Origin of the sequence: Legionella resiliens (assembly GCF_021344005.1) — a bacterium.
Classification (GTDB): Bacteria; Pseudomonadota; Gammaproteobacteria; order Legionellales; family Legionellaceae; genus Legionella; species Legionella resiliens.
Genome location: NZ_JAJTND010000004.1, coordinates 827853 through 840636, shown reverse-complemented (window position 1 = coordinate 840636; position 12784 = coordinate 827853). Strand labels below are relative to the sequence as shown.

Genomic DNA, 12784 nt, shown 5'->3' with positions numbered 1-12784 from the left:
AAGTCCATTAAAATAATAACAATAAATAAATTGAGCCATGGAACGATTAATAATAATAACACTAAGTATCCTATACTCCTGCCTGACTATAGCGAAGTCTTCCTATCAAGTTGATTTAATTATATTTGCCCATCCAAATCAAAACCCGCAAATGGCCGTTGATGCACCTCTTATTCCAATGGGTGCAAATGCTATCCCCTTGAAAGTGGATACAGAAAAATCAGGAAAACCTTATCGTTTGTTATCTTCATCCTCCTCCAGCCTGCGCGATGAATATTACCTGCTAAGTCGAAAATCGCATTATCAAGTTTTGGGTCATTACTCATGGAGACAACCAGCCAATAATCAAAGCAGTGTCGCTCTCCCTGTAGTGGACCATAATGGGTGGCAAATACAGGGCACATTAAATGTGAAGCAAAGTAATTATTATTCTTTTGATGCAGAATTACAGATATCACCGCCCAACAATCCACAATCCTCATTTACTGTGTCACAAAAACAACGCCTAAAAGATGATATCGTTTATTATCTCGATAATGCTCAGATTGGTATGCTCGTTAAAATTCATAAATTGGGATAAATATTTTTATCCTGGGTGTACCAGCTGTCTCTTGATCACATCTCTGCCTATGCCTTGCGGCTTGTCCGCGGAGACCATTGTTTTAGGGTAGATCTTCTGGATCCCGCGGACAAGCCGCGGGATGTAGGTAGAGTTGGAATGATTTTTCAGAGATACTTATAAGATTCAGGGTATCGCAACGGGCCAGGTTTTCATGGAATCGCTAGTTCCGCTGTGTACTCTTCTATCAATTTTCATTTCCCAGGGGGGAAAATCCGATCAAATACAGTGGCCCCCCCTTCGACAACATGGTTCGTTGTAGTATTTACATCGGAGATACCAGGATTAGTCTTATTTGAAAAAAAGCCCCAAAAGCCATTTCCTGATTGTTTGCTTCTGCCTACTTCATGTAATCCAAATAATGCTGCAGCAGTAAGAGTCAGTGAGGCAAATGGACCTAATCTTCCATAAAAAGGCGACATAAATAAATTTCCAAAACTGATTAATGCACCAGTCTTTAATGCTTTATCAGGATTTATTTGATCTCTAGGCATACTACTTCTTCCTTGATAATTTATTAAAAAAATACGTATTATGGACGCTTGGTTTCACTTGGCATAATTTCGTCAAATATCGCCGCACCTCCAACTACGATATTATTCACAGTATTTTGCACTTCTGTACTTTTATCACCAGTGATTCCTCCAAAAAAGGAATTCATGCCATTTATTCCGTTTCCAACAGCTCTTCTTTTTTTACCTATCTCATGGGCACCATATAAAAATGCACTGGTCGCAACAATTGCTGTAGTCAAACCTAATTTAGCATCAACCCAATACAGAGGAGCTAAAATTGTATTCCCAAGCGCCAGTAATGCACCTGTTTTACCTGCATCATCAATATTGATTTTATCTTGAGCCATATCAATTCCTTATGATCATTAGTTTGAATAATCAGACTATGTGAGCATCAATAAAATTGCAAGCATAAATTTAATACATCATCATGAGCAATATTAAACCAAATACAATGTGAATTGAATTTGCTCTCTTTGTAAATTATAATTTCATATGACGGAGTCAACTTATGAGCCCATAATGTCTCAAAAAAGCCGAATTATTGATGCGCTCACCTTATGCCTCAGGCAAAAGTCCAATAAGGATTTTAAATTAAATAAATCAGCGGCTTATACTGGACTGACCGATTTATATGAACACTATGCTTTAGAGAATAAAACGGAGCAATTTTTTGAAGCATTTGAACAATTATGCAGGATACCGGATGATTATCTACTTGGAGATAATCCAATTTTGGATAATTTTATCATTCAATTGGGAAAAGTTTTTCATCCCCAAAAACCGGAAAAAAAAATAACTCGCCCTACCCCATGGTGGCAAATTGAACGAGAATCCTTGCTTGCAATTGCAGAAACGCGTTCACCTTGTTATGTCTATCACTGCGCAACACAAATAGCCCAGGCGAAACAATTACTGAACCTAAAATCAATCGACACTTTATTTTATGCAATTAAAGCCAACTCACATCCTTCGATTTTAAAAATATTGGAAAAAGAAGGTATTGGTTTCGAATGCGTTTCGATTCAGGAGTTAAAGAGAATATCAGCCCTATTTCCAGAGATAGACAAAAAAAGAATTTTATTTACTCCCAATTTTGCACCAAAAACGGAATATGAATTTGCAATGAACTTAGGTTGTTATGTGACAATAGATAATTTGTACCCTTTAGAATATTGGACTGAGCTGTTTCAAAACCGCGACATCATCCTGCGTATTGACCCAGGTGCGGGCGCAGGTCATCACAAACACGTCGTGACAGGGGGGAATGAATCAAAGTTTGGCATTAATCAAAAGGATATAAGACAACTTAAAACGCTGACTCAGGAAAATAATATCCGTATCATTGGTTTACACTCGCACTCAGGAAGTGGAATTCTTACCCCAGAACTTTGGGAACAAACTGCTTTAATACTCACGTCGCTTATTCAGCAATTTACCAATGTGCAATTCATTAACTTAGGCGGCGGCTTAGGGATTGTTGAAAAACCAGGACAAAAACCCCTGGATCTCAAGAAACTCGATGCACGCTTATTGGCAGTAAAATCGCATTACCCTCATTTAAAATTCTGGATGGAGCCCGGCCGTTTTTTTGTTGCCGAAAGTGGTGTCATCCTAGCCAAGGTCACTCAATGCAAAGAAAAAGGCGAAGTAAAATTTATCGGAATCGAAACGGGGATGAATTCATTAATCAGACCCTCTTTATATGGTGCTTATCACGAAATTGTCAATTTAAGTCGGTTATACTCGGAAAAATCTGGTTTCTCGCATGTAGTAGGTCCAATTTGCGAATCAGGAGATACACTGGGATACGACCGTTTATTGCCTGCCACACATGAAGGAGACATCATTCTAATTGCGAATACTGGAGCCTATGGACACTGTATGAGTTCTTATTACAATTTAAGATCACCTGCGCATGAAATTATTCTAACAGCGTAATTATAAATTTTTATATTTTTCCTAATCTGAAATCTTAGCTTGTTTCAAATTGAATAATTTTAAATCATTATGAATTGAGTTAAATTAACATGTCACTTATAATCGCAACAATTAAAATAAATGAGATGAACTATGCCCAATCAAGGCAAAATTATTAGCGCAGTAAATCTTTGTCTAAAGCAAAAAAACAACATCGATTTTGAATTGAATAAAAAAGGAATTTGTGCTGGACTGGCTGCTTTATATATCAAATATGCTTTAGAAAATAAAACCTCACAATTTTTTTATTTGCTTGATAAGTTAGCCACCCTGCCCAGTACATATAGTTTTGGTACCAATAATGCCATTGATCAGTTCATAATCCAAGTTGAAAAAGCATTCCGAACTGAGGAGTTCAGTCATTATGAAATCCTGCAAAGTGATATTGAAAAACTCTTGTATATTGGGAATAAACCGTTAAGAAATGAATTTAATTTAGGATTCATAACAGATGAAGAACACTGGAGAGAAATCTTCAAAAAAATTGCCCGCAATAATCGATCCTATTTAATTTTCAGTAAAAACCATGCAATCGCTTTATCTGTCGCAAATGGAAAATATACTTATACTGTTTACGATCCGAATTACAATAGAAAAACAAAAGAATTTGAAACAGTTGATGAATTAATCAAGGAAATTAAAGACTGCTTTGAATATAACGATGATTCTTTCGGTCTAGTAATTCGTGCATTTGCACATCCCAATGCAACTCCTGAACACTACCCTTCTCATGATGAATTACATCAAATTGCCTTTGTGAGTCAGGCGGATGCGAATTCGAGTTTCTTTGCGGCCATGGCACGTGATATCGAAACTCTCAAATACTTATTTCAACAAAAGAAAATCAACTATGATAACTTAGGGAAGGAATATTTTCGTCCCGAGTTTAATGATCTTTTATTGCAACAACCTAAATCACCGATTTTAAAAAATGCCATCTTGCGAGGAATTTTACTCACCCTATTTGGAAACCTTAAAGAAGCAGAAAAGCTAATTGCCCATTATCTCCAAACATACCCTACAAGAGAAGAACACGATGAATTAAAAAATGAACTGCAGAAGTTTCTTAATGAACCAGTAAAAGCACGCTTGTTATTAATGAAAAGAGAGGCAGATTACAGTAAAATATTAAAGTTATTTGAACAATTAAGCCTCTCTCAAGAACCTAAAAATCAAACAACTTATTACCATTTGCAACTTTTAACTTTTGTTAAAAAAGAAGTAGATACTGTAACAATAAATCAGTTTTTAAGTAAGTTATCCCCAGAACAAATAATCAAACAAATTCAATGTGCTGCCATTGCTAACCAACATCATGTTTTAAATCTGTTAATCAATCAATTAACGACTTCCAAAATTGATCCCACGTCATTCCCTTCCATTTTCAATAAAGAAGTCATCGAAGAAATTAATGCGATTACTCTGAAAAGACTTCTCGAAAATGGGTTTACTATCGATATTCAAGCCCCAGATTTGCTCACCCAGTGTATGGAACGCAATGATAAAACTATTTTCGAAACTTATGCACGCGCCTGGGCGGAACAAACAAAACAGTCTACAGTTTGGAAAAATATTGATGAACATCAGTATCAGTTAATTGATTTAAACACTTCCATAGGTTCAACTAACTTGCTCAATATATTGATTTTCCTGCGACGTAATGAGCATGTCAAAAATGCCTGGCAAAATAATCTTCCTGAAGAAGTAATCAAAGGTGCGCTTACTATTGCCATATTGAACGGCAATAAAGAAATGAGCATATTTCTCCAGGGCAAACTGGAATCTAAAAAAAGTCATCTTGAACAAGAAACCTTGGAGTTTCTCTATAAAAAAGGATTAGCAGAAGAAGACTTATCGATTTTGTCCACACTCGCCCAATTAAATTTTAATGTCTTGCACAACATCCAAGACGTACGCGCACTATTCATGTTATGTTTTGACTATGATGACTATTCAATCATCGAAAGGTGTTTTGCAAAAGCAAGTCCTAAGATAAAGCAACTCTTTTTAGAATACAGTTTAAACTGGAATATTGCCCCGGCAATAACGCTCTGTGTACAAAAGGAACCACAGCTTTTTAATGAATACCTCAATGATGCAACTACAGATCCTGGGAAACTGACTAAACTCAATCGAGTAGTTAACATGCTTCCGCCCGATACACTTTCATTGAAACATGATGAGTCCACTCAAAAAAAGGTGGTCAAAGATTGCTTTAAAAGAAAGCTTCTGGGGCTAGGAAAAATATTATGCAGCAAAGTAGCCTGGGAAGAGGAAGAACTCGATGAACTCCTTAATGAGTTAATCCAAGACAAAAATGAAAATGGGATCATATTGCTGCTACAAAGCTTCCCAGCTTTAAAACAAAAACCAAAACTTGTATCTCTGCTAGAACACAATAATTTATTAAAACCTATAGATTTTTTACTGACTAAAGAGAGAGTAATACTCGAACAAGAATTAACCGAACAAATCTTTATTTCTGCTTTAGCCAGCAACTATAAAAGATTAGTTGTTCAGTTTTTGACTCAGGGAAGCATAGCTCCAGAAACTAAATTAAAACAGCCTCTTGTAGAATCACTTAAACAAGCAATAGAAAAAGGTAATGATTCTGCTTTAGAACCATTTATTGAATCTACTCTTAATTTCGGATTAGATTTCAAAGAATTGTTTCTTTTTAGCTGTTCCCAAAAGCAAACAAAAATAGCCAACCTGCTGCTTACCAAAGAATTTACTCTGAGTCCCACTGAACAGCAAAGTGCTATTCATCAATTATTTGGCGATCAATCCACTTCTACTCTGTTTGATACAGTCTATGCTCAAGGTTATGGCAGACTTTATCAATTAGTATTAAAAGCTAATGTACAAAACCCCAGAACCTCATTACTCAATTCGATTAAGAATCCAGAACACGATCCTTTATTCCAAAATACTGCACTCTATTTAAATCCTTTAAAACGTGCAATTAAAGAAAAAAATGAGAAGATATTTAATACCTTGTTTGAGCAAAGTGATCTACCAGGTGAACCCGATGAAAATATTTTAAACTTTTTAAAAGATCCTGTTCTTTTTGCAAAAGTTATACCTTTATTCGAAAAAAAATACGGTGTAAAAAAATTATTAGATGCATCTTTTAAGCAAAAAAAATGGGCAACATTAGCCAATCTTATTGAGAATAAAGAATTGGCTGATTTGGATGCAGATTCGCAACAATGGGTTCAAGAGCATGATGGAGACATCATTACAGCATACTTGGAAAATCTTGAAGCACACTTTGATAAAATTGACGTCCGCCCGCGGCTGTTTCGACTTCTAACTAACACAAACTCATATATCCTTACTCAACTCGCAGTTCCATATCGAGAAGTAATTCAAAAAACTCTGGAACGTATTGAGTTTAATATGCTAGAAAAACAACTTGATTTAAACAATCAAATTTACCGCTACACCTTTAACAGTTTGCCATTAAAACAAGCACTTGAGGAGCTTGGTAAAATATTCGAGGAATGCCAGAAGATTATTAGAGAGCAGAACATTGATCTCGATAAGGCCATCGAAAATTCAGAGATAGTAAATCATCTGGCGCAAATAAAAAGAGTTATGGCAGGGCAAAATATTTCTCCGGATTACCTGAATGAAGAACATGTTGCGCTTTTGGAAAGGTTGATAGAAAACCCTCGCTTTAAACAAGTGTGTCAATTGGAATTTAAGCTTTATTGTTTACTCAGGCAATTTAACAAACCGCTTTCAGGACAAAATGAAGAAACTCAAAAAGAATTTAATACCACAATAACATTACTTCGTGAAACCTTAGAACAAACAAACTTACCTGAGCGTTTTGTTTTACCTGAGATTCAGGGCTATTTCCCACCGCCTCCTTCCGTGAGTTCGCCAACACGACAAAAAAATGAAGAACGATTACCTTCTAAATCAGTTACGCCCCAACCTAATCTAGCTGCCTTGCAAAAAAGATGCATGCAAGCATTGGATTATTATCTGCAACATCGGGATCAAACTTTAAGCTGGTTTTCTTATTTTTTTGATTATTATCGGGGTCAAACTCGTGCTCAACACTACAAAAATTTAATTAAATCGGCACAGACAGAACAAGAAGTCTATCTTCTAGAATATGCGATCCTGGTTAATGATGATGGAACTCAATTAAAAAAAGATTTAGTGTCCCAACTGAAATTTAACGATGAAGATACGGCTAAAAAACGTCTCAAAAGAGCAATTCTAAATTCTTATACTGAGGAAGAGTTACTTCATCTCGATGAATTGATTGAGTCAATCAATCAAAAAATTAATGACGATGATGCTACAGCTACTCGTACCCTGTTCCGTGATGAATTAACCTATTTAAAACAAATAAATAATCCAAAAGAGAATTTGAGGCATTATTCATTTTTTCAAGTTAAAAAGCATGAGCCAGACCCTGGTTTTTGGCAGTGGATTGCAAACTGGCTTGGTTTTAGCAGTTCTTCTACTGAGGAGAACAGATTGTCTTTAAGACCATAATATAAATAGAGAAATTATTGTAGCCTGGGTTGTACTGTACTGAGGGATCGTCAGTTTTTTATTTTAAATTTCTCTACGTACTGCTTAAATTTTACTACGTATCGCGCTTTATGCGCGATCTCCAGAACGATATTTTAAGATGCTGCTGATCATTTCTATAGCAAGATCCCCTGGATACCGCGCATAAAGCGCAGTACGTAGGCGAAAAAATTTGTGGAGGTTTCTCATCAAAAACTGAACGTTACCTCAGGTTGTACTGTACTCAGGCTAATTTTATTTTTTTAGAAAATATTCTGCATGAATAAATTATGCTAGGATGAGGCATTCTTTACTGTTTGTACGACATGATGCAGGACGCACTAAAAACATTTTTCCAAAAATACCCGCAGACAGAAGCTCCTTTTATGTATGAACAAATCGCTGAATGGAGCATCACACGCCCTTTGACCGGATTACGTATAATCCATCATGTTCCTGTAGTAACGAATACTTTATTAAAAATAGCATGCTTAATTGAAGCTGGTGCTGAGGTTACAGTCACTAATCCTACAGACTTTTGTCGTGCCCATCCCCATGCGGTATCCTCTTTAAAGGAAGCAAAGATTCGGTATGTAGAAGATCCTCATTCACTTGTCGGGGAAATTTTTGATCTTTATTTTGATTGTGGTGCTCAGCTTTATCAATTTTTGGGAAAGCCAAAAATTGGCGCAATCGAACTAACAGGTTCAGGGGATCAATTTTATCGACAACAAGCGCTTAACTTTCCTGTAATTAGTGTGGATCGCACATTGACCAAACAACTCGAAACAGTTTTTGGATGTGCTGAAAGCAGTCATATGGCTCTGGCTCAATTAACACGAATCAATCCAGCAGAAACATCATGGATTATATTTGGATTTGGGAAGATTGGGCGCGGGCTCGCCTATTTTTGCAGCCAAAATAAAGTACCTGTCCTTGTAGTTGACCCTAATGAAAAGCAAAGAAGTTTAGCACAAAACTTGGGTATCAAAGCGATCGATCCCCAGGATTTCAGCGCGCTGGAACGTGCATTAATCGAGGCGAATGTGGTTGTTACCGCAACCGGAAAAAAAGCAATTATGAGTGATTATCCTCACTCCTGGTTTAGTGGAAAAATTCTGGCAAATTTAGGTGTCTATGATGAGTTTGGCCCTCATTTTAGTGATGAAGAAGTCTTAAATCATAAAATGCCAGTTAATTTTATACTCAATGATCCCACACCAATGAAATATATCGATCCGGAATTTTATATCCATAACCTTGCCGCATTAACGTTCCTGAAAGAAAAACTGACGCCGGGGGTACATGGGATATCAGCAACATTAGATAATAGTATTATTAAGCGCTGGTGTGCCTACCACTCATTTTCCTTAGATACGATAAATACTTGGTTATATTTATAGTACTTGGAAGCACTATAGCTTTGTAGCCTGGGTGCAGCGAAACCCGAGATCAAAGAATTCCTTCATACCCCTAACCCCAGGCTTCAATGCGCCGCACCCAGCAGACAAGCTACAATAAGTGCTCACATTTTTTAAAATAAATTTACACTTTCTCCAGGATGCTATATATTTCGCCTTTTTGTCGAAACAGAATTAATGAATTTATTAGCCTCAACACATTCATGCAAATCCAAAAGAACCACCATATGGTTAGTCGGCGTATTTTTTCTATTATTTCAATTTTTCTTACAATTATCTTCTGGAATTGTTATTGGCGCCATAATGCATGAGAAACAACTCACTGCATTCACTGCCGGCCTACTAAGCAGTGCCTTTTATTATGTCTATACCACAATGCAAATTCCTGTAGGGCTTCTTTTTGATCGATTTAATACACGAACCTTAATGTCCTTAAACGCACTCTTGTGTGCTTTGGGCTGTTTATTATTTTCTATAGGAAATAACTTATTTGTGTTATTCCTTGGCCGACTGATTATCGGAGGCGGCTCCGCTTTTGCATTTGTGGGTATGACGCGAATACTACGCCAACATTATCCTCTAAAACATTATGCTTTTATGATTGGGCTTACCGAAACACTAGGATTTACAATTACTGTATTGAGCATGATTGGAATGGGATCGCAGATAAATCACATTAGCTGGCATTATTTTCTTGCAGGAGCCGGAGTAGTTGGTCTTTTAATTGCTGTTTTATGTGCGGCGTTTATTCCCAGTAACAAACCTGTAATCAATAATTATCAGCAGTATAAAAAGCATTTGGTGCTCATGTTAAAAAATAAATTGGTATGGTTTAATGGATTATTTGTTGGATTAGAGTTTTCGGTTATTACTGTTTTTGCTGCAATGTGGGCAGTTCCTTTTCTCCAGTTAAAATTGAAGTGCTCTCTAGAATGCGCCAGTATTCTTACCTCAATGATCTTGTTGGGGGCGGGGTTGAGCTGTCCCATTTATGGTTGGCTCTCCATACAACTGTCTCGGCGCAAACCGTTAATCCATATTTCCTGTTTATCAACTGCCATTTTATTCATCCTTGTTCTTTATTTACCAATACATAACCTGCTGCTTGTTGGAATTATGTTGTTTGCAATTGGACTGTGTTGTGGGGCCTATATGCTTGCGTTTACCATTGCCAATGAACTGGCACCGCCCGAATCACTCTCTGCTTGTACTGGATTCACCAATACGTTAGCCATGGCCACTGCCCCACTCCTACAGCCGCTTGTAGGTTATTTACTTGACTACGCCAAAAGCAATACTAATAGCTATACCTTAGGGGATTATCAACTTACTCTTTTAATCATTCCAGCTGCATTAGTAATTGCCAGCGTTTTATCCCAATTTCTCCCGGAGAAAGAGATATAGTTACGCTAACTATTTATCTTTTCTCCTTTTTTACGTTTCTTTCTCGCCATGCTTAATTTGATTAATAAAACCTTAATAATTAACCTATAAAATATACAATTATTGATCAGCATGTAGTTATTTTATATGGCAGAAGCCAAAAGAGAGCCCAAACCCTCCAAACCTAAAAAAGAAATTACCCACTATGTCGTATTGGGTGATAGCCTTTCCGACGGTAAAAATATGGGTGAAAAGTTTTCTTTCCTAGGCTCCTGGATCAACGGATTATGGAAAAAAACATTAGGATTAGATAAGTCTCCTAAAGAACGCTTCACCAATGGTTATACTTGGGCAGATGTGCTTCGAGCCACTCTCATCAGTAAATTCCTTAATGACGATAAAATAAAAAAAGATTCTGCACGTCGTTTTGGAAAATATAACCTGGATAATACAGATATAGGTGATGATGTTCTCTATTCACCCGAAAAAAATTATACTGAAGATGAAATACGATCAGAAATAAGAGAGGTACGACGCAAAAAGCGAATAGAAGCCAGAGAAGAAGCACATCTATTTGCGCCAGAAGGTCCAATAAATCCTAGGCATATAATAGATAACACGGATATAGCTGATGTTGCAATCGCACATCGACATAAAACGAATGTTCAACGTGAGTTTATTCAGAGAAAAAGGGGACTTTTAAAAGCTCCTGCTCTGCGAGAATCTTCTGATGATATATCGGATCAGGTAATAACAGATCCGCGTTATAGAAAAGATATTGAAGAATATTATTCACTCGATAATGGCCGTACTGCTCAATATAACGGACAAAATTTCTTTGCAAACTACGCCCAAGGCGGTGCAACATCCTATAACTACAGCTGGAGTGGTCTTTTTCTTTCCATTCTTTCTCCATTTACCTCGATAAAGCTTTTTTTCACTCGCTTAATAGTATCCAACTTGACTAAGCAAGTGAATCAATTCTTAGAAGACGTTGAGAAACAAGAAATTTCCGACGAAAAAGAAAAGACTTTGATTACTGTATTTTCTGGAGCCAATGATTTAATTACAGCTAATTCAGAACCAACAAAAGAAGCAGCTGATCTGGCTATAAAAAGTAACCTTGAGAATATTAAGAAATTAATGGATAAAGGTTATAAAAATATTGTTCTATGTAATTTGCCCGATTTATCATTAACGCCGCGTTTTCAGAATAAGCCTAAATCAGAACGAGATAACGCTGCAAAAATAGCAAAATATTATAATGAGAAATTAAAAGCTGAATATGAAAAACTAAAAAAAGATTATTCTGATTGCTCTATTGATCTATTCGATATCAACACTGTCTTTAGTAAGATTTATGATGATGTTCGTATACACGGTGAACAATCAAAATACGCTCAATACTTTGACGTCAAAAAACTAAAAGAAGCGTACAAAGACTCATCAGATTATAAGATAAATCCTGATGGAACATCTCCTGGTATGAGGCATATGTTTTGGGATGATGTTCATCCAACCGCCACCATGCATGCCTTGTTAATGTCTGAATTTTACAAAAGTAAAGAAGTCCTGGGTCAATACAAGATATCAGCGCCAAAAGAGCAAAGCACAGAACATTTATGCGATATATTTCAAAAAAAATATGATGAAAAATTGGAAAACACTTGGTTTAAATTTTTGAGTTGGAATAAAGAACTTCCTATTGACTATGATGAACCACAGAAAGCACTTGTCACCATATTGCGCTATGCACTCGATAAACATAACAAACAGGCAAACTTGGTACGTGATGCGATGGCGGATTTAGGTTGGTGGGTAAATGATGAGCCTAATATGTGTATCCCAGCTCTAGCCGATGCCATGTGGATTTTAAATCCTAAATTAGCACTACAATTAGAAGCAAAATTAGACCCTCATCTGGAACAACCACAGTCTACTTCGCATAAAAAGATGACGAAGGCATTAAATGTAGGGGGGGAATCTACTAAAAAAACAGTTCCTCCAGAGCTTGCTTTGCCTCCTGAAGTAGTGAAAAAATTAAATGCAATGAGCAGCACTCAAGCTACAAGCCGCAAGGACAAGAAGCAAGAAGAAATAGTGCAACCGGAAGGTACAACTGTTGAAAGAGAAGATTCAACCATGATACTTACCTAAGATATTCTCATGCCTGAGTACCTAGTCTTAATCCCAGGCTGCGGCACCTGAGGTATCGTCAGTTTTTATTTAAAATTTCTCTACGTACCGCGCATAAAGCGCGGTACGTAGGCGAAAAAATTATTGGAGGCTCTTCGATCCCTCAGTGCGCTGCACCCAGGCTGCGAAACGAA

Annotated in this window: 7 protein-coding genes and 1 pseudogene; 6 read left to right on the top strand and 2 right to left on the bottom strand. The window is 36.7% G+C overall.

Translation table 11 applies throughout. The annotated features are described in order from the left end of the window. Nucleotides 1-37: 37 nt before the first annotated feature. On the top strand, nucleotides 38-580 hold the full coding sequence (locus tag LXO92_RS09130) for a CsiV family protein (protein WP_182352372.1): 543 nt from the start codon (nucleotides 38-40) through the stop codon (nucleotides 578-580). Between the two features lie 233 nt (nucleotides 581-813). Here LXO92_RS09130 and LXO92_RS09125 read toward each other — a convergent pair whose 3' ends face one another. Continuing rightward, nucleotides 814-1113: a hypothetical protein gene (locus tag LXO92_RS09125; protein WP_182352371.1), complete on the bottom strand. Its 300-nt coding sequence runs from the start codon at nucleotides 1111-1113 to the stop codon at nucleotides 814-816. Nucleotides 1114-1151: 38 nt separating this feature from the next. Further along, nucleotides 1152-1481: a hypothetical protein gene (locus LXO92_RS09120; protein ID WP_182352370.1), complete on the bottom strand. Its 330-nt coding sequence runs from the start codon at nucleotides 1479-1481 to the stop codon at nucleotides 1152-1154. Nucleotides 1482-1935: 454 nt separating this feature from the next. On the opposite strand from LXO92_RS09120, the pseudogene lysA reads away from it, so the two are divergent. The 5 genes and pseudogenes from lysA to LXO92_RS09095 form a co-directional block, all read left to right on the top strand. Further along, nucleotides 1936-3075, top strand: a pseudogene (gene lysA / locus LXO92_RS09115) (diaminopimelate decarboxylase); the annotation flags it as partial. Between the two features lie 132 nt (nucleotides 3076-3207). Continuing rightward, nucleotides 3208-7632 (top strand): hypothetical protein, encoded by a 4425-nt coding sequence (locus tag LXO92_RS09110; protein ID WP_232890837.1) that lies wholly within the window; start codon nucleotides 3208-3210, stop codon nucleotides 7630-7632. Nucleotides 7633-7976: 344 nt separating this feature from the next. Further along, the gene (locus tag LXO92_RS09105) at nucleotides 7977-9053 is read left to right on the top strand and encodes a saccharopine dehydrogenase NADP-binding domain-containing protein (protein ID WP_370529193.1); all 1077 of its coding nucleotides are present in this window, start codon (nucleotides 7977-7979) and stop codon (nucleotides 9051-9053) included. Between the two features lie 195 nt (nucleotides 9054-9248). Next, on the top strand, nucleotides 9249-10475 hold the full coding sequence (locus LXO92_RS09100) for an MFS transporter (RefSeq protein WP_182352367.1): 1227 nt from the start codon (nucleotides 9249-9251) through the stop codon (nucleotides 10473-10475). A gap of 222 nt (nucleotides 10476-10697) precedes the next feature. Continuing rightward, the gene (locus LXO92_RS09095; protein ID WP_232890835.1) at nucleotides 10698-12611 is read left to right on the top strand and encodes an SGNH/GDSL hydrolase family protein; all 1914 of its coding nucleotides are present in this window, start codon (nucleotides 10698-10700) and stop codon (nucleotides 12609-12611) included. Nucleotides 12612-12784: the final 173 nt, after the last annotated feature.